At 38.5% G+C, this 18,857-nt stretch carries 15 protein-coding genes; 14 read left to right on the forward strand and 1 reads right to left on the reverse strand.

Annotated features, from left to right (window positions below; genetic code table 11):
* Nucleotides 1-35 precede the first annotated feature (35 nt).
* From AC0J5I_RS10180 to AC0J5I_RS10215, 8 genes are all read left to right on the forward strand, one after another.
* On the forward strand, nucleotides 36-1,046 hold the full coding sequence (locus tag AC0J5I_RS10180; protein WP_475299702.1) for a sugar phosphate isomerase/epimerase family protein: 1,011 nt from the start codon (nucleotides 36-38) through the stop codon (nucleotides 1,044-1,046).
* Nucleotides 1,047-1,058: 12 nt separating this feature from the next.
* On the forward strand, nucleotides 1,059-1,448 hold the full coding sequence (locus tag AC0J5I_RS10185) for a C-glycoside deglycosidase beta subunit domain-containing protein (RefSeq protein WP_475299703.1): 390 nt from the start codon (nucleotides 1,059-1,061) through the stop codon (nucleotides 1,446-1,448).
* A gap of 47 nt (nucleotides 1,449-1,495) precedes the next feature.
* Nucleotides 1,496-2,551 (forward strand): Gfo/Idh/MocA family protein, encoded by a 1,056-nt coding sequence (locus AC0J5I_RS10190; RefSeq protein WP_475299704.1) that lies wholly within the window; start codon nucleotides 1,496-1,498, stop codon nucleotides 2,549-2,551.
* A gap of 32 nt (nucleotides 2,552-2,583) precedes the next feature.
* Nucleotides 2,584-3,498: a sugar phosphate isomerase/epimerase family protein gene (locus AC0J5I_RS10195; RefSeq protein ID WP_475299705.1), complete on the forward strand. Its 915-nt coding sequence runs from the start codon at nucleotides 2,584-2,586 to the stop codon at nucleotides 3,496-3,498.
* Between the two features lie 115 nt (nucleotides 3,499-3,613).
* Entirely contained in the window at nucleotides 3,614-4,567 is a 954-nt protein-coding gene (locus AC0J5I_RS10200; protein ID WP_475299706.1) for an ROK family glucokinase, read from the forward strand.
* A gap of 267 nt (nucleotides 4,568-4,834) precedes the next feature.
* The gene (locus tag AC0J5I_RS10205; protein ID WP_475299707.1) at nucleotides 4,835-5,326 is read left to right on the forward strand and encodes a hypothetical protein; all 492 of its coding nucleotides are present in this window, start codon (nucleotides 4,835-4,837) and stop codon (nucleotides 5,324-5,326) included.
* Nucleotides 5,327-5,453: 127 nt separating this feature from the next.
* Nucleotides 5,454-6,215, forward strand: a complete 762-nt coding sequence (locus AC0J5I_RS10210; RefSeq protein WP_475299708.1) for a DeoR/GlpR family DNA-binding transcription regulator — start codon at nucleotides 5,454-5,456, stop codon at nucleotides 6,213-6,215.
* Nucleotides 6,212-7,024, forward strand: coding sequence for a Cof-type HAD-IIB family hydrolase (locus AC0J5I_RS10215; RefSeq protein ID WP_475299709.1), 813 nt, complete (start codon nucleotides 6,212-6,214; stop codon nucleotides 7,022-7,024). Before AC0J5I_RS10210 ends, AC0J5I_RS10215 begins: the two co-directional genes overlap by 4 nt.
* Nucleotides 7,025-7,664: 640 nt before the next feature.
* On the opposite strand, the gene AC0J5I_RS10220 is transcribed toward AC0J5I_RS10215, so the two are convergent.
* Nucleotides 7,665-7,910 (reverse strand): hypothetical protein, encoded by a 246-nt coding sequence (locus AC0J5I_RS10220; protein ID WP_475299710.1) that lies wholly within the window; start codon nucleotides 7,908-7,910, stop codon nucleotides 7,665-7,667.
* A gap of 268 nt (nucleotides 7,911-8,178) precedes the next feature.
* On the opposite strand from AC0J5I_RS10220, the gene AC0J5I_RS10225 reads away from it, so the two are divergent.
* The 6 genes from AC0J5I_RS10225 to AC0J5I_RS10250 are packed head-to-tail and all read left to right on the forward strand — an operon-like array spanning nucleotide 8,179 to nucleotide 18,854.
* Complete coding sequence (locus AC0J5I_RS10225; RefSeq protein WP_475299711.1) at nucleotides 8,179-9,666, forward strand: ATP-binding protein; 1,488 nt, start codon at nucleotides 8,179-8,181, stop codon at nucleotides 9,664-9,666.
* A gap of 4 nt (nucleotides 9,667-9,670) precedes the next feature.
* Entirely contained in the window at nucleotides 9,671-12,496 is a 2,826-nt protein-coding gene (locus tag AC0J5I_RS10230) for a Z1 domain-containing protein (protein WP_475299712.1), read from the forward strand.
* The gene (locus AC0J5I_RS10235) at nucleotides 12,480-13,481 is read left to right on the forward strand and encodes a PD-(D/E)XK motif protein (RefSeq protein WP_475299713.1); all 1,002 of its coding nucleotides are present in this window, start codon (nucleotides 12,480-12,482) and stop codon (nucleotides 13,479-13,481) included. Before AC0J5I_RS10230 ends, AC0J5I_RS10235 begins: the two co-directional genes overlap by 17 nt.
* 14 nt (nucleotides 13,482-13,495) lie before the next feature.
* Nucleotides 13,496-15,232, forward strand: coding sequence for an AIPR family protein (locus AC0J5I_RS10240; protein WP_475299714.1), 1,737 nt, complete (start codon nucleotides 13,496-13,498; stop codon nucleotides 15,230-15,232).
* A gap of 9 nt (nucleotides 15,233-15,241) precedes the next feature.
* Nucleotides 15,242-16,921 (forward strand): DNA cytosine methyltransferase, encoded by a 1,680-nt coding sequence (locus tag AC0J5I_RS10245; RefSeq protein WP_475299715.1) that lies wholly within the window; start codon nucleotides 15,242-15,244, stop codon nucleotides 16,919-16,921.
* Nucleotides 16,878-18,854, forward strand: coding sequence for a DUF2075 domain-containing protein (locus AC0J5I_RS10250; protein WP_475299716.1), 1,977 nt, complete (start codon nucleotides 16,878-16,880; stop codon nucleotides 18,852-18,854). The genes AC0J5I_RS10245 and AC0J5I_RS10250 overlap by 44 nt, the downstream gene beginning before the upstream one ends.
* Nucleotides 18,855-18,857 lie beyond the last annotated feature (3 nt).

The following is an 18,857-nucleotide window of genomic DNA, read 5'->3' on the forward strand; positions in this document are numbered from 1 at the left end:
GGCCTATAGCCACTAACCACTAGGAGGAAACAACAATGGCAAGAATCAAAACTGCTGTCAGTCTGTACAGCCTGCAAGACGAATATCTGAACAAAAGAATGAACTTGGAAGACCTGATGAACTTACTGAAAGATCTTAACGTCGAAGGCGTGGAAATGTTGCCGGATCAGATGATCAAAAATGCGCCGCATCCATCCCAGGAAGAAGTTGATCACTGGCACGCGCTGCTTGACCAAACCGGCGTGAAACCGGTCATTGCCGATGTCTTCTTGAACTCCAACCTCTACAACAACCGCACGCTGACGAAAAAAGAATGCATCGATTTGCTGATTCAAGAAATCAAGCAGGCAAACCGTTTGGGCATGAAAATGATCCGCTTGGTTTCGATGGTGCCTTACTGGGTTTGCGAACCGTTGCTGCCTTACTGCAAAGAGTACGACGTTACCATCGCCCTGGAAATCCATGCAGGGATGGCTTTCGACGGCCCAGAAACGCTTGCTTTCATCGAAGAAATGAAACGTCTGGATTCTCCGTACATCGGACTGGTCATCGACACCGGGATCTTCTGCAAAAAATTCCCACGCGTTGTACGTGCCTACGAGGTCAACAATGGCGCCAGCCCAGAAATGTTCGATTACCTCGATAGCTTGTTCGAAAAAGGTACGGACCTGCACCGAGTCCGTAAAGAGAATGGCGGTACTTATCCAGATGAATTCAAACAAGTCATCAAAACCAAAGAGGACCACATGTTTGCGCCGCTGTGCGATGGCTATGAAAACTATCCATTCTCAGTGATGGATGAATACATGCCGTACATCAAGCATTTCCATATCAAAATGTTCGAAATGACTCCTGAGGGACCGGAATACTCGATGGATTACAAAGGCTTATTGGAATATCTCCATGAGCATCAGTACGATGGCTATGTAGCGACTGAATACGAAGGAAACCGCTTCATCTTACCTGGTGAGCCGATGCAGGAAATCCAGCAAGTCATCGCCAACCAGCAATATCTGCAAGCTTGTTTGAAAGAAATCCAAGGGTAGGGGGAAGAAGAGATGTTTGATAATAATGTATTCAAAAAAGATACCTGCAAAAATATCGTAGAAAACGGCACGACGATCGGTTACGGACTGCAGACACTGATCACTTACTACCGTGGAATTCCTTTGTCGATGGTAGAATTCGTAAAAGTCGCTGTCGATGGCGTAGAGGAAGAACCAACCGCAATCCAGATTTCGATTGATGAGGAAGATTGGTTCACTCTGAAGGAAGCTGCGACAGTCTCTTACTACAAATGGGAATACGGCGAACCCCTGCATATCCGCGTGATGAAAGAGGGCGGATTGGCGAAAGGTAACCATGATGTTGCTTTGACGATCGCCACAAGAACGGCCTATATCCCGGTGCCGTTGGTCGGAATGAAAGAGCGCACAGTCACGATATAAGCAAAATACAGGATCGTTGAAGATCATGAAAGATAGGGGCAATACATATGTTGAAATTTGGCATCATCGGTTTCGGGTTCATGGGTCAAACCCATGCCGAAACCATCAATAAATTGGATTTCGCGGAATTGGTCGCGGTCTGCGACATCAACAAGGATCAACTCGGACACGCAGCGGAAGGTGTCGAAACGCACCTGATGGCGGATGAGCTGTTGGCGAATGACGAAGTCAACACAGTCATCATCGCGGTACCGAACCATCTGCACCTGGAAATGGTCAAAAAAGCTGCGCAAGCAGGAAAAGACATCATCGTGGAGAAACCGGCCGCGATGAATGCGGAAGAATTCAAGGAAATGATGACCGTAACGGAAGCCGCCAAAGTCCGCTTCACGGTCCATCACCAGCGCCGTTGGGACAAAGACTATCGCCTGATCAAGAAAGTGGTCGACAGCGGTACGCTCGGAGATGTCTATACGATCAAGAATGCTTTGTACGGCTTCAACGGCAATATGCACGATTGGCATATTTATCCGGAGTTCGGTGGCGGCATGCTCTATGATTGGGGCGTGCATCTGCTGGATCAGATGCTCTGGATGATTCCCGGGAAGTTGACGACTGTATATGCAGATGTCCGCAATGTGATCAACAAAGAAGTTGATGATTACTTCAATATCCAGCTGCATTTTGACAGCGGCATCAGCGGGCAAGTCGAGCTGGGCACTTATTTCCTGACCGATAAGGACACTTGGTTCGAACGCCATTGGTTTGTCGGAGGCAACAAAGGCAGCGCCTATGTTGATGGATTCCATCCAGAAGGGAAAATCGTCCGGACATCAGAGTTGCTGAAGAACGTTCCCGGAAAAATCACGATGACCGCTGCCGGCCCGACCCGCTCATTCGGTCCTGCCCCGGAAGGACGCCTGGCTTCGGAGCCGCTTCCGGAAGTCACTGTCAATCATGACATGTTTTTCGAGCACTACAACAAACATGTGAACGGTGAAGAAGCCTTGGTTGTGCAACCGGCGCAAATTCTGCGCTTGATGAGCCTGCTTGATGCTATCCGCGTATCCGCGAAAGAGCACAGATCCGTATCATTCGAATAAACATTGATAAATCGTCGAAAGAAGGAAAAAGCATGAAACTAGGACTGGTTACCTCGATCCTTGATCAAAGTGATTTCAAGGAAATGATCGATATTGTTGCTGAAAACGGGCTGGATTGCGTGGAAGTCGCTTGCTGGCCCGCAGGCAAAGCGGAGCGCCGCTATGCTGGGGTATCCCATATCGATACCGAAAACCTTACGCAAGAAAAAGCCGATGAATTGAACGCTTATGCTTCCAGCAAAGGTGTGGAGATTTCAGCCTTGGCCTATTATCCGAATCCGTTGGACGAAGATCCCGAAAAACGCCGAATTGCCATCGATCATCTCTATTCGGTCATCGACGCGGCTGCGTTGATGGATGTAAACTTGGTCACGACCTTCATCGGGCGCATGCCTTCGAAGACCGTCAGCGAAAATCTGTCGGAAGTCGCAAAAGTCTGGACACCGATCGTGAAGTATGCGGAGCAAAAGAACGTCAAAATCGCGATCGAGAATTGCCCGATGCTGTTCACGGAAGACGAGTGGCCGGGCGGACAGAATCTCATGACAACTCCAGCATTGTTCCGGAAAGTATTCGAGCTGCTTGACAGCGATCATATCGGCTTGAACTTCGATCCTTCCCACTTTGTCTGGCAGCAGATGGATTACATCAAACCGCTCTACGAATTCAAGGATAAATTATTCCATGTCCACTACAAAGACATCAAGGTTTATCCGGAAAAATTGGCGGATGTCGGCATCATGGCAACGCCTTTGCAGTACATGAGCCCGAAACTGCCAGGCTTAGGCGACGTTGATTGGGGGAAATACGTTTCTGCCTTAACGGATATCGGCTATGAAGGGCATACCTGCATCGAGGTGGAGGACAAGGCATATGAAAAAGATTATGCTGCAGTGAAGACATCCGTACGGCAAAGTACTCTTTATTTGAGGAATTTTGTCCAGTAAGCAAGTTTGCTTGATTTGAATCCCAAAAACAGACAACAACTAAACATAAAGATGTGATGTGGAATACTCGGCTTCAGGGATATTTCGCATCCTTTTTTTAAAAGGAGAGCATAAAATGGCTAAAAAAATGATCGGGATCGATATAGGCGGGACGGAAATCAAGTTCGCCTTGATCGATGTGTACGGAAACATCTCAAAAAAATGGAAAATCAAAACGGATGCGGCTGACAACGGCAACCATATCCCGAATGCCATCATCCGTGCAATCAACGAAGAGATTTTGAACGGAATGAACGGCTCGGAAGACATCATCGGTATCGGCATCGGCGTTCCGGGTCCTATTTCCCAGAATGGGGAATTGGTAGTGAAGGCCGTCAATCTGGGATGGTCGGACATGCCACTGAAATTGGTGATCGAAAAGGAATTGCAGCTGCCGGTCATACTGCTCAATGATGCCAATGCGGCAGCTTTGGGTGAAATGTGGAAGGGAGCGGCCAGAGGGAAAGCCAATCTGGTGTTTGTGACTTTGGGCACCGGTGTCGGAGGCGGCATCATCCTGAATGGGGAAGTCCTGAACGGAACCCACTCATCCGGTGGGGAAATCGGGCATATCCCTGTCCAATCGGAAGAACAGCGGGTTTGCGGATGCGGCAACATCAACTGCCTGGAGACCTATTCATCCGCAACCGGACTGCTGAAGACGATGAGCCTGCTCGATGATAAGAAGCAGCTGACGAAGAACGGCTTCACAACCATCGATGTTTTCGACTGGCTCAATGAAGGCAATGCATTGGCTGAACAGGCTGTCCAAAAAACAGTCATGCATCTGGGCTTTGCCTTGGCGGGGATCATGAACACCATCGATGTGGAAGAGATTGTGGTAGGCGGAGGGCTTTCCGAAGCTGGCGACTTGTTGCTGGAGCCATTGAAAACAGTCATCGATCGGCATGTGTTTCCGGAAATCAGAGGCAATTACTCCGTGAAAAAAGCGGAACTCGGCAATGATGCCGGCATTTATGGCGCTGTCTACGCCTACTTAACGGCACAACAGCATCCAAACGAGCGTTAAGAAGGATCAGGTGAACAACATGATAAAATTGATCGCATTGGACCTGGATGGCACTCCATTTAAATACGCAGATAAGAAGGGAGGTCGAAGGAAGCCCGCGACTTGAGACGTGGGTGGTTCACAAAGTGGTCGACGTGAAGGGAATCGGTTGATTCAAATCATGGCGCGAATCGACGCCTATGTTCTTTCAGAGTCCTTCCTCTTGCAAAAGTTCCGGATTAGGCATACAATGATAGCGATTACACCATAAACGAAAGGGCGGATTGTATGAGTCAAACAGTGTATACCAACTATTGGCAGAATCGCATCGGCAACATTCGGAAGGAACACGGCAGCTATAAAACTGAGGAAGAGGCGATTGCGGGGATCAAAGCCTGGTGGGAACTGCATAAGGAAAATCACAAGCATGTGCAGTATAATCGCACCAATAGCGGAGCACTCGAAATCGTTTACGACGACAACAGCTATGTCTATCGGATAGAGAAACGTACACTCGAAGGTGCCTTACCCAAACGAACGTACCGACTGAAGAAAGCCGGAGAAGTGGAATCGCTGCGTGGGAAATACAATCTCAACAAAGAATCGTTCCTGTTCGATGAATTGCCCGAACCGCTGCGCGACAGACTCATTCTTGCGATGGCTGACATCAATAAAGCCAGAGCCCATGTCTATGACAAAGAGGGCCGCCTGATCCGCGGACTTGAAGACAAAATCGTGGTTGGCAGTAGCGTTTCGTTCAAAAACAAAATCTTAATTTGAATATCTAAAAATAAACCAGCATAAACGCCTAAAAACGTTTGTGCTGGTTTTTAATCATTTGAAATACTTAAATAAGCTTGATAATACTTACAAACGCTTATATAATTAAATCAAAGGTGGTGGGGTGATGTACCAAGAAGAGCGTATTCAGCAGATGCAACAGCTGTTGGAGGAGCGAAAAAGACTTTCCAAAAAAGAAATAATGGAAGCATTCGATATTTCGTCTGATACTGCTCGCCGTGATATCCTGGAATTTTTGAAAACCGGAAATGCTGTCCGTACGCATGGAGGCATTATGTTATCTGAAGACAGCTCCAAGATATTCAATTTTGGGGAGCGGGCAAGTATATTAAAACCCGAGAAGGAAAAGATGGCTGATAGAGTTTTAGAAGAAATAGCAGTAGACAGCACGTTATTTTTGGATGTATCGACCACATTATTATTTGCAGCGCAGAAATTAAACAAAAAGTGTACGGTTTATACCCATTCTTTGGACAATGCATTTGCATTGGGAATGAATCCAAAAATAAAGGTTCATCTTTTGGGTGGAGAGTTCAACTATGAAGACAGGTTCTTCTTTTCGGTCCGGAGTCTGGAAGAAATGGATTCGATAAAATTTGATATTTGTTTTATTGGAGCGGCAAGTTTGGAGAAAGAGGGCATCTTTTTCAAAGAACCAAACAATGCCTTGATCAAGCAGAAAGTAGTTAATCAAAGCCGGCAAGTGATCTTGGTTGCTGAAAATCAGAAATTCAGCAAAGAAGCGCAGTTTAAAGGCGCAAATTACCAGGACATTGATTGCTTCATTACAGATAAAGTTCTGACATCAAAACAGCAGGCTTATTTCGGAGATCAAACCGAAATCATCTTTGAGGAGGAAACGATATGACAAAGATTGAGTTGGTATTCAGCGATATAGATGGTACGTTGTTAAATTCGAAGCATGAAGTTACAGCCGAAGCAAGCCAAATCATTCAGGACTTGGTGAAGCAAGGTACGAAAATCATTCTGGCATCCGCCAGACCGCCGGGAGCAATGATTTCAATCGCCGATGAAGTCCGGTTGTCTTCACCACTGGTTTGCTTCAACGGAGCACTGATCACACAATATACAGAAGGGTCATTTGATGATCTGTATAGTCTGACTTTAGAGCGACTGGACGCATTACGACTCTATCAAGCAGTATCCACAAAGTTTCCGGAAATAAGCTTCAATATCTATTCCGGCGAGCGGTGGTACGTTGAACAAGAAGATGAGTGGGTCAAGCAGGAAGCGGCAATCACCAAAATGGATCCAGAATCCATCTCAATGAAAGATTTCCTGAACGAGCATTTTCCTGTCCACAAGATATTGTGTATGGGAAGTCCGGATGATATCCAAAAACTGGAGGATGAGTTGGAAGGGTCAAAACTATCAAATGTTTCCTACTATCGATCAAAAGACACCTATCTGGAAATCGTGAATAATCAAGTATCAAAATTAGGAGCACTCGATTTTTTATGCGAAAAATATGGTGTTGAATTAGCAAATACTTTAGCAATCGGTGACAATTTCAATGATATGCCTATGATCATACACGCTGGTAAAGGAATTGCGATGGGCAATGCTCCTGATGAAGTAAAACAAGCAGCTGATTATGTAACGGGTACGAATGATGAGAATGGTTTTTATAAGGCATTGGCAAAGAGTTTCGGATAAATGAACCGGATTCAACTATGCCCGGAAAAAGTTGGTTTCAGTGTATCTTAAAACAATCCTCGCAAATGTTTATCATGTACGATCATATCTTACTCGTCGCTGATGAAAATAGTTCAATTAAGAAAACGGGAGAGGCGATTGCGGGAATCAAGGCATAGTAGGAATTGCGTAAGGAAAATCACAAGCATGGGCAACATAACCGCACCAACAGCGGAGCTCTCGAAATCGTTTACGATGACAAAAAATATGTCTATCGGATAGAGAAACGCACAATAGAAGGCGCTTTGCCCAAGCGAGCGTACAGGTTTAAAAAGCCAGAGTATTTTGAATATCTAAAAATTTTTACCAGCACAAACGCCTAAAAACTTTTGTGCTGGTTTTTCGTTCTTCAACGAACCTTGACATTAAACCCCTTCAGAATCTCCAAAGCTTCGTCCATTTGTTTTCTTCCTGCTGTCAAGTCGGATTGGTCCAGGATACGGCTTCCGGGAAAGCGCTCTGTAACTTCAGTGTGTTGGTCAGCACGTAGAAACTTATTTCCACTCAGATGACTTCGATGTGCTTGCGAGCATTCGCGTATTTTTCCAAATCACCCTAGATCTCCATCAGAGCTTCAGGTGCAAGCTTGAAATAATACTTCTTAAGACATGCTCGTCCTCGATCGGCTTCTGCGCATCAATGATTTATAGACCGTATTGTTCTTCGCCCTGGGTGTCCTTGTATGCGATCGGTTTTCCCGGGTGTAGAGGATTTCTTCCCTTGCTTGGCGCGCTTTTCCAATCAGCACAACTATTCTCGAAAACAATGCTTCGATGCCGGGGATGTGAAATTCATTGGCAGGATCCAGAATATGTTTCTGCATATCGATGATCACTAATATTCCCATACCTCCAAACCTAACATCATTGAATTGCGCATCAAATTTATCTATAATTAAAATTATATTAAATATTTTGCGTAAATACGAAATATATACACTGAACCATTTTCCGAAGCTACAAAATTCTTCTGAAGTATCTGGAATATGGAATATGCATACAATGAGTGCGGATAATTTTTGTGAAAAAAATATCAACGGCGTTAAAAAAAATGGATGATTCCAAATTTTTTCGAGGAACCATGGGACCAAAGAAATAATTAGGAGGGATAATGAAATGGAGACAAAAAGTACATACGAATTATTACCTGATGCAAAGATGTTATTGGCATCTTTGCGTTCTGTTGGATACGTAGAAGAAACCGCTATTGCTGATATAGTTGATAATAGTATTTCGAGTGGGGCAACAAAGATCCAGTTGTATTTTGATTGGGAAGAAAAAAGGATATTACTAGCAGATAATGGTAAAGGTATGGATAATACAGACTTGCTTGAGTCGATGAAAATAGGTTCTGCCGATCCTGCAGAGATTCGCAACCAAAATGATTTAGGTAGGTTTGGTATGGGCATGAAAACTGCTTCCTTCTCAATTGGGAAAAAGTTATTGGTAGTAAGTAAAAAAAATGGGAATATTGTAAATGCAGAGTGGAATTTGGAGCATGTTGAGAACTCAGATAAATGGGAAATACTAATTAATTCCGATGATGAAATAGTAAATTTTTTGGATTCTGCCAAGACACTGATTGATTTTGAAAAATGGGAACATGGAACAGTTATCTCCTTATCTACTCTAGATAGACTTATCGATGAAAATAATATTCAGAAGTCCAAAAAGAAATTCTACAAAACAATAAACAATATTCGTTTACATTTATCAATGATTTTCCATAGATTTATCGAAGAAGATGACTTGAAATTATTTATTAATGGAAATTTGCTATGTGCTTGGAATCCATTTGTAAGACAAAATCCTGCTACCATGGAGTTATCACTCGAAGAATTGAATGATGGCAAAGCAGATGTATTTATAGAGCCATTTATACTTCCTCATAAAAATAAATTTGAAAATGAAGATGAGTACAAAAAGGCAGGTGGTCGCAAGGATTGGTTAGGTCAGCAGGGCTTTTATGTATATAGAAATCGCAGGTTAATTGTGTATGGAACATGGTTTGGGAAATTCAAGAAGGAACCTGCTTATAACTTGGCAAGAATTCAGTTAGACATGAATTCTGAGAGCGATTTTGAATGGGGGATAGATATAAAAAAATCAAAGGCTACGTTGCCAGTAGCTATTGAGGAAAGTATTACGCAAATTGCTTATTTAGCAATTGAGAAGTCTGTTGCAGTATACAACTCCAGAGGTGTTTATAATCGCAGAAATACTGCAAACAATACGAGTTTGAAATATGCATGGGAGCAACGAAAAAGTGCAACTGGAAATTATATGTTTTATTTAAATAAAAAGCACCCAATGCTTATGAAATTAATGCAGAATTTAGATGACGAAAACAAGAAGGTATTGAAGACATATCTTTCATTGATCGAGAATTATTCCCCTTCGATGTTAAGTGGAGTCATTGCGAATAGTGGAAATACAGATGTGGCTGAAGACATGAAGGCTCGAGATATATTGAATCTTAAGGAAAAAATATCGATATTAAAAGAGTTGCAGTACGAAAATGAAGAGATATATGAAGTATATTCCGAATCGCCGGAATACGCGTATTTACATGAAGAACTAAAAACGATCATTGAGGAGGATTAATGGAATGGGACTTCAAGAGGAACGTGTATTATATGAAATTGCATATATGTATTGCGATGAAATAATCAATAAATCGAAGGGACAAGATTTGAATAGTGTTATTGATTTTGCTATTCAAGATACAGTTTCAATGTTTTCAGCGAGAGTAAGTGAACCAGAAGATTTAAAGACGTATTTATATAGTCGTGTTAGTAGAGAACGAGAAGAAGATGAACCATCGGTTTTACTGGGAGAAGAAGTAGAAAATGAGTCATGGTGGCTGGAGTATAGAAGAGATAATGATGCAAATTTGAATTTTTGGAATAGATATTATAAATATTTGTATGAAGAAAAAAAATGGGAAAGAAGTGCAATAAAAAAAAGTATTGATAACACAACAGACACATTACTAAATTCTATTGCTGATCCAAAAAGCAATATTGCCCAGGAAAAAAGAGCAATGGTTGTTGGTTATGTACAATCAGGTAAAACAGCCAACTATATTGGGTTAATAAATAAAGCACTGGATGCGGGATACAAATATATTATTGTACTTGCAGGTATTCATAACAATTTAAGAAGTCAAACGCAGTCTAGAATTGATGAAGAGGTGTTAGGGTACGAGACAGACTCAGCAGCAAAACAAAAACAAAGAGAACGAGCCGAGAAGAATAAAATAGGAGTAGGTAAGTTGTATAATGCAGGGTTTGTGCAGACGCTAACTTTCCGTGATGAGAAAGGTGATTTCACAAAGAAACGTTCAGGAATCTTAACATCTCCTGATAATGCAACAATTATTGTAACAAAGAAAATAAAATCAACATTAGAAAATCTCATAGACAATATTCAGAGCAATAGCGAAGCTGCAATTGATAGTGAAGGAAACTTTTTCATGAAAGCTAAGTATCCACTTCTACTTATTGATGATGAAGCTGATCAAGCTTCAGTTAATACGGGATATGATTATGATGATGACGGAAATATAGTTGATGAATATGATGTTAAAACAATTAATAAATTGATCCGTTCATTGTTTAATCACTTTGAAAGTAGATCATATGTTGGATATACTGCAACACCTTATGCGAATATATTTATACCAAATAGTATAAGTGTTGCAAGTGAAGATTTAGGAAATGATTTATTTCCAGCTGATTGTATTATCAGTCTTCCAAAACCATATAAATATATTGGTGCGAATGAGTTTTTTGGATATGGTACCGAGAATGAAGAGATTGAGCCTATGCAACTTGTAAGGAAGATCAAAGAAACAAATTTCGTTGACGTAAAGAAAAAAACAGTTGGAGAATTACCGGATAGCCTAAAAATTGCGATAAAGTGTTTTTTAATATCTATTGCTGTTCGTAATTGTAGAGGTGGAAAAAATAAAGCCAACACCATGCTGATTCATGTTGCACGAATAAAAAATATGCAAGAAATTCTTGCAAGAAAAGTTAATGAATATTTTTTTGATGAATTACAAGCAATGATAATTGATGGGGATGTTGAAACTAAAAAAGAATTTTACAAATTAATGGATGAAGACTATCTACCAACTACTAACCACATGCTGAACAAATTTAGCAAATATATGGAAGGTGCTGATGTTTTTGAGCCTGATGATATATTTTCAGAAATTGTTCGTTTAATGAATGATGAAAAGATTAAAATTAATGTTATTAACGGAAGTAGTAAAGACTCATTAGCTTACAAGGAGCATGAGAATGAAGAATATAATGTAATTGCTATTGGTGGTGACAAGTTTTCGCGGGGATTAACATTAGAAGGCTTATCGATAAGCTACTTTACAAGAGAATCCAAGCATTATGATACATTAATGCAGATGGGGCGTTGGTTCGGTTTTAGACCTCAATATGCTGACTTATGCAGGGTTTTTATTACAGAAGAAATTTATCGGTGGTTTGCAAGAATTGCTTTTGCCACGGACAATTTAAGAGATCAGATTGCATATATGTGTCAAGAAAAAGCGAAGCCAAAGGATTTTGGATTAAGAGTTGCCACTCATCCTGAATTAAAAATTTCGAGTCCTCAAAAAGTAAAATCAGGATCAGTCCGGAAGTTGGATTTTAGCAATACTTTAACAGTTATGAGAGATATAGATAAAGATGCACATCAATATAATAATAATTTCGATGTTGTGGAGAGGTTACTCAAGATGGCCCCAAAAATATATACATCACAGGAGCATTTTGAAAATTTAGATCGTGAAACGAGGAATGATCATTATTTCATTGAACATGTTGCTGGAGTGCATATGGTGGAATTTTTTGGAAAATTTCAAACATCAAAGTACGCTAGCAAGGTGAATGGTCATAATATAGCTACATATATTAAGGAACAGAATAAAGACGGATATTTAGTTGATTGGACAGTCTGCTTGATAAATGTGGGAGATAGGGACCCAGGCATAAATATTTGTGGAATAAATATTGGAAATGGGATTACAAGATCAGGAGAGAATAGCGTAGTGTTATCACCTGATGATAAGGTCTGCTCAGTGCAAATGCTTAAATCAAAGGGGCATGAATATTTTGCTTTGAATCAAAATGAATATGATACAGCAATTAGTATGGAAAGAAATTCGGATAAAGGTAATGAAAAAACTGTTGCTGCAAGTATAAGGGCACAGATGGATAAGAAAAAGGGGCTACTGTTATTGTATCCAATCGATTATCATTGCTCTGAAACTAGTAAACTCAAGATAGACGGTACAGAACATAAAACCCCATTTGGATTTGCTGTTGTATTTCCCAAAGGAAATGGAAAGTCAATCTCTTATCAAGTGAATCCAATTGCGATGAAGGGCGAAGATTATGATATTTTTGACTGATGTTTATAAAGAAATGGTAGATGATTTTAAAAAAAGCAAGTACGTTGAATCAAGTGCGCTATTCAGAATTTTTAGACTTAATGGGAAAAGTACAGTACTTATTAGTGTCGAAAAAAGCAATATGGCTTGTGAAGTGAGTATTTCGATACCGGATTATACTACCGCTGACTCTTTAAAAAATCTTCCTAAATGGAAGGGAATGGAAGGAAAGTTAATTACAAATTGTAACGCCAACACGAGAAAATGGTATTTATCATTTAAGCAAATGGATGGTTATGAAGAAAAAATATTCTTCCTAGTACTGCAAGATGTCATTGAATCGGTTAATGAATTACCAGAAACAGAAGTGATATCAGCAACAAAAGAGATTTTGACAAAGTGGAACACATTTTTTCAATTCGATAAAAATTATGTTTTATCTGATAATGTTCAGCAGGGACTTTATGGAGAATTATATTTACTTGAAAAGGTTGTTACTATAAAGGGCGAAAACGTCATAAATTGTTGGACGGGATGTAATTCAGAAACACATGATTTTTATTTTGGAAAAGATGCTTTAGAGGTAAAAACATCAAGTGCTAAAGGACCCGACAAAGTAAACATCAGCAATGAATACCAATTGGATGATACGGGATTACTAGGAAGACTTTATTTAATATATTTAAAAGTGAAAAAGAGCGAGATTGATGGCGAAAAACTTTCAGATATTGTTGGTAGAATTGCTGATATGTTAAGCGCGAACATTAGACTTAGTTTTTATGATAAATTGCTTAAGGTTGGATATGTGTACCAGATGCCAGAATTATATATGTTATGTTTTAGGACACGTGAGGAAAGTTGCTATGCTGTGAATGATGGATTTCCAAGAATTACAACAAAGACTATTAGTAAAGGTATTGGATCTGTAGATTATGTTGTCAGCCTAAATGCATGTAATTCATTTCAGATTTCAATAGAATCATATTATGAAGGAGTTGAATTATAATTATTACAGATCAGATGAGACAGTTCAATGAAGAGCTGATTGAAGAAGTACGGGAATATAAAGAAAATGATAAATGTAGTACAGAAGATGCATTTACAAATGTATTCTCTGCTTATGTAATTGATGCTGGGGAGTCTTTCATAAATAATTGTAACGTTCTTTGTTACAAAAAAGAATTTGAGAATGCGAAAATAAATGGCTATGTTTTTGATGAGTATTTTCAGACATTAACACTTATCGTGAGTGTTTTTGAAAATAGATCAGAAATAGCAAAAATGAGAAAGACTGATATTGTCAAAAATTCAAAACAGGCTACAAAATTTTATCGTATGTGTAAATCAAGCTATTTCGATAATGTTGAGGAAACAGATCCGGGCTACGTTGTTTCAGAATATATTAATAATTATAAAAATGTGATAGAAAATATTCGTGTGATTCTATTAACAAATCTAGAAACCACACCTGATATCCCAGCGAGTATCAAAATCGATAATGTTGTGGTAAAATTTGATGTTTGGGACCTGGAGAGAGTATGCCAATCAGTATTTCAAAAGAAGTCACATGAAGATTTAACTGTAAGATTTCAAAACAAATACAAAAGCCCTCTAAAAATGATAAAAGTAAATCAGAAAAATAATATCTATGATTGCTACATTGGCGTAATATCTGGGCAGTGCCTAGCGGAAGTTTATAGAGATGAAGGACAGCGCTTAATTGAAAAAAATGTTAGATCATTTTTGCAAGCTACAGGAAAAATTAATCAGAGAATTAAAACAACTTTACAGAATGAACCAGACATGTTTTTAACTTATAATAATGGTATATCTACAACAGCAAAAGGAATCACTATTAATGAAGAAAATAGTAATGCTTCTTTTGTGGTGATAGAGGAAGTCAAAGATTGGCAGATTGTGAATGGTGGTCAAACCACCGCATCTATTTATAATGCATTCCAGTCTGGCATTGACATTTCAGCAGTAAACGTCCAGATGAAACTTACTGTTATTCGGGATCTCAATAAAATCGAAGAAATGGTTGGATATATTTCTAAATATGCTAACAGTCAGAACAAAATAAACATGTCTGATTTTAGTGCGAATGATTCTTATCATATTGAGATGGAGAGATTGTCCAGAAAAATTTATGTTCCAGTTGATAATGGAAAATCTATATTTCGTTGGTACTACGAGCGAGCTCGTGGTCAATATATGGTGGATGTCAATAGGCAGCCAACACCAGCAACAAAGAAGAAATTTAAAGAACTAAATCCAAAATCAATGTGTATTTCAAAAACTGTAGCAGCTAAATGTATGATGGCATGGATGAAATACCCATATGTAGTTAGTAAAGGATTAGAAACAAATTTCATTGAATATTCTATAATGGTAAGAAATGGGGATTTATTAGCACCATCCGATGATACATATATAAGTATGATTGCTAAGGTAATACTATTCAAAGAATGTGACAAGTTGGTTGCTAAACAAAATTTTGGTGGATTTAAAGCACAAATAAATTATTACACAATAGCGTTGCTTTCGGAGTTTCATCCAGATCAGGTATCTGATATGCTCATATGGAAGCGACAGACAATTTCACCTGAATTGTCAGTTTTTATTGAGGATTTGATTTTGCGTGTATGGAACCATTTAATGACTCCAGATGTTCAAGGAATCAACATCACCCAATGGTGTAAGAAGGAAGATTGCTGGAAATTGCTTAAGGAAAGATATAAAAATAAATTGATTTAGAGGTAACTTATGTATAAAATGTTGGATTTATTTGCGGGAGCGGGCGGTCTCAGTTTAGGGTTTGAAATGACAGGTCAATTTGAGACTGTAGCAATCGTTGAAAATAATAAAAATGCAGCTAAGACATATATAAAAAATCATCCAGGTTTAAAAAACTACGAAGATATTTTAAATGTAGATTATGAAAATATAATAGCTGAGAATGGCAATATTGATGTGGTTATTGGTGGACCACCATGTCAAGGATTTTCTAATGCTAATCGGCAACGAAGACAGTTGATCAATGGAAGTAATGAACTTGTTAAAAGATATGTTAAGGCAATAGAAGAAATAAATCCAAAGGCATTTGTGATGGAAAACGTTAAGACTATTGCTTCGGATAAACATTCATTCGCTTTGACCCATGATGATTATGACTATATTACAAATACATTACAATTACAGATCCATGATAGAGATGTCATTTTGTATGAAGGAAATTTTGTAAATGATATAAATGAATTATGCGATAATTTTGTTGCAAATGAACTGGCCCTGCTTAGTGAAGAGGAACTTTATATAATCTATAACCTTTACAAAAAGAGAAATCAATTACAAAAGTATTTCAAAAAGATAGCTAATGTAAAGAAAGTAGAAAATATCATAGAACATATGAAAATAAGACTAGACATGCCTAATTGGTATAATAATTCGACAATGAAAGCTAGAAATGTTCTTCAGAGTATGGTTGATACATTGGGAAACATAGATAATAATGGTATTGACTCAGTAAAGAGCTTTTGGGATATTCAGAGATTTTTTCAAGGAATATTTGAACTGGATAGTAAAGATGCAATTTTTGAAAGAATTGTTTCAAATAGATCAATTACAGTAAGAATGCAAACATATATAATTATTGATTTCTTGAGAAGTGCTTTTAAGCATTTAGGATATGAAATTAATGGGAAAGTATTAAATGCATCGTCGTTTGGAGTACCACAATCTCGAGAACGGTTTATTTTAATTGGAGTAAGAAAAGAAGATGTTAGCGGAGAAGTAAATCTTCCGGAGAATTTGATCGATAATCCCGAAGACTATGTTACTGTTGGGCACGCTATTGGAGATTTGGTTACATATACGCCTACTACTGAAAGCATGGATGAAATACAGAAAAAAGTCAGCGTACCAGTGATTAATTCATATTATAGACAACTTGTAATAGACAGCTCGAGTAAAGAAATTTTTAATCATGTATGTACAGAAACTAGAGAAACTGCTCTTAAAAGGTTTGAAATTATTCAACAGGGGGAAAACTTTCACTCATTGCCGGATGAATTAAAAAGTACCTATGAGAATCCAGAAAGAACACAGAACACGATTTATAAGCGATTGACGTATGACCAGCCATCAGATACTGTCGTAAATGTAAGAAAATCTATGTGGATTCACCCGGAACTAAATAGAGCAGTAAGCGCAAGAGAAGCTGCAAGACTTCAAAGCTTTCCGGATAGTTATATATTTTTTGGAACAAAGGATTCTGTCTATCAGCAGATTGGAAATGCGGTACCACCGTTATTAGGACGTGCAGTTGCTGAAAGAGTATTGGAACTAATTGGATGTGGACAGAAATTCGAAACCCTTAAGAGTATTTATGATCAGTATAAAAATGAAGAAGAAAAGAGCAAATATGGCAAAAATATACTACCATAATTCGATTAAAAAGTTTATTTGTAAATCGAATGAGTCAATATTAGGTAAGTTGTTAACAAATGATATTTTTAATACTACAGATTTACAGAAAAATGCGTGGGAAGAAGAAATTATCATTTTAAAAGAGCAACTAGCTGTATTTGTTTCTGGAGATATTATTCTTGAATACACGATACCTCGTTTAGGAAGTCGTATCGATGCAGTTTTGCTTATTAATGGGGTTCTTTTTTTATTAGAATTCAAAGTTGGTGCAAGAGAATATTCAAAGGCGGCAATAGATCAGGTAATGGACTATGCACTCGACTTGAAATATTTTCATGAAGAGAGTCTAAACAGGATTCTGGTTCCAATTCTTATTGCAACCGAAGCAAATAGTATATTAAACTCAACCGCAATAATGAGTGATAAAATATATAATGTCATTAATTGTAATAAAAAAAATATCAACGATTTCATTTCTGAAATTTTAGAAAAGACAGCAGAAGACGAAATACAAGCACAAAAATGGTTGAATTCACGATATGTACCTACACCGACGATTATTGAAGCTGCACAAGCACTTTATCGAAATCATTCAGTTGAAGGTATTTCGAGAAATGACGCAGGAGCGAGTAATTTAAATAAGACATCCATTGCGATAGGTAAGGTAATTGATCAGTGTAAACAAAGAGGAGAAAAAGCAATTTGTTTTGTTACAGGTGTGCCAGGGGCTGGGAAAACACTAGCTGGGTTAAACATTGCAAATGAAAGACACCAATTTGAAGAGAATGAGCATGCAGTTTTTCTATCAGGAAATGGACCACTTGTTGATGTTTTACAAACTGCTTTGGCTAGAGATAAAGCAAAACAGAAGGGTGTCACTATAAAAGAGGCAGAGCGAGAAACAAAATCTTTTATACAAATAATTCATAAATTTAGAGACGAAGCTTTGAGTAGTCCTAGAGCACCAATAGAAAAAGTTGCAATATTTGATGAGGCACAAAGAGCATGGCACAAAGATGCGTTATCAGATTTTATGAAAAGAAAAAAAGGGATTCCAAACTTCAATAAATCTGAACCGGATTTTCTGATTGGTATTATGGATAGACATAACGACTGGTCTACTATTGTTTGTTTGATAGGTGGTGGGCAGGAAATATATAAAGGTGAGGCTGGAATAGCTGACTGGTTCGAGGCTCTTAAATCAGGATATCCGAGTTGGAAAATATATTTATCTGATAAAATGACTGATTCGGAGTATATAGGAAATGAAACTCTTGAAAATATGCTCGGTGATAGAACGTATAATGTCATTAGTGAGTTGCATCTTGGAGTGTCTCTTCGTTCTTTTAGAAGTGAAAAAATGTCTTTATTTACTAAAACATTATTGGATAACAATTTAACAGAAGCAAAGGGAATATATTCTGAATTAAAAGAGACATATCCAATTGTTATGACCAGAGATTATATTAAGGCAAAGAAGTGGGTTATGGACAAGGCTAGAGGAACAGAACGTTATGGATTACTAGCAAGTTCCGAAGGTAAGCGCCTTCGAGCAAATGGAATATGGGTTCCTTCAAAAATAAATCATGTTGGCTGGTTTTTAAATGAAAAAGATAATGTTGATTCATCATTCTATCTTGAGGTTGCAGCATCGGAGTTTAAAGTGCAGGGATTAGAAATTGATTACGGATTACTTGCATGGGATGCTGATTATAGGTATCACAATGGTGCGTTTGCCTGCTATAAATTTAGGGGTAATAAATGGCAACATGTCAATAATTTACAAAACCAGAAATATTTAAAAAATGCCTATAGAGTTCTTTTGACGAGAGCAAGACAAGGGGTTGTTATTTATGTTCCTCAAGGAAGTGAAATTGATCGAACAGCCTCAAAGGAATATTATGATGGAACATATGAATATTTCAAACAAATTGGAATAGAGGAAATTTAAAGA

The organism is Trichococcus sp. TS_SC_9 (genome assembly GCF_056156325.1).

What these genes read in the sequence shown, in the direction of transcription:
- AC0J5I_RS10210 (WP_475299708.1), top strand. Translation starts at nt 5,454, where the DNA reads ATGTACCAAGAAGAGCGTATTCAGCAGATGCAACAGCTGTTGGAGGAG.
- AC0J5I_RS10185 (WP_475299703.1), top strand. Translation starts at nt 1,059, where the DNA reads ATGTTTGATAATAATGTATTCAAAAAAGATACCTGCAAAAATATCGTA.
- AC0J5I_RS10200 (WP_475299706.1), top strand. Translation starts at nt 3,614, where the DNA reads ATGGCTAAAAAAATGATCGGGATCGATATAGGCGGGACGGAAATCAAG.
- AC0J5I_RS10205 (WP_475299707.1), top strand. Translation starts at nt 4,835, where the DNA reads ATGAGTCAAACAGTGTATACCAACTATTGGCAGAATCGCATCGGCAAC.
- AC0J5I_RS10235 (WP_475299713.1), top strand. Translation starts at nt 12,480, where the DNA reads ATGATATTTTTGACTGATGTTTATAAAGAAATGGTAGATGATTTTAAA.
- AC0J5I_RS10180 (WP_475299702.1), top strand. Translation starts at nt 36, where the DNA reads ATGGCAAGAATCAAAACTGCTGTCAGTCTGTACAGCCTGCAAGACGAA.
- AC0J5I_RS10250 (WP_475299716.1), top strand. Translation starts at nt 16,878, where the DNA reads ATGAAGAAGAAAAGAGCAAATATGGCAAAAATATACTACCATAATTCG.
- AC0J5I_RS10190 (WP_475299704.1), top strand. Translation starts at nt 1,496, where the DNA reads ATGTTGAAATTTGGCATCATCGGTTTCGGGTTCATGGGTCAAACCCAT.
- AC0J5I_RS10240 (WP_475299714.1), top strand. Translation starts at nt 13,496, where the DNA reads ATGAGACAGTTCAATGAAGAGCTGATTGAAGAAGTACGGGAATATAAA.
- AC0J5I_RS10230 (WP_475299712.1), top strand. Translation starts at nt 9,671, where the DNA reads ATGGGACTTCAAGAGGAACGTGTATTATATGAAATTGCATATATGTAT.
- AC0J5I_RS10195 (WP_475299705.1), top strand. Translation starts at nt 2,584, where the DNA reads ATGAAACTAGGACTGGTTACCTCGATCCTTGATCAAAGTGATTTCAAG.
- AC0J5I_RS10220 (WP_475299710.1), bottom strand. Translation starts at nt 7,910, where the DNA reads ATGGGAATATTAGTGATCATCGATATGCAGAAACATATTCTGGATCCT.
- AC0J5I_RS10225 (WP_475299711.1), top strand. Translation starts at nt 8,179, where the DNA reads ATGGAGACAAAAAGTACATACGAATTATTACCTGATGCAAAGATGTTA.
- AC0J5I_RS10215 (WP_475299709.1), top strand. Translation starts at nt 6,212, where the DNA reads ATGACAAAGATTGAGTTGGTATTCAGCGATATAGATGGTACGTTGTTA.
- AC0J5I_RS10245 (WP_475299715.1), top strand. Translation starts at nt 15,242, where the DNA reads ATGTATAAAATGTTGGATTTATTTGCGGGAGCGGGCGGTCTCAGTTTA.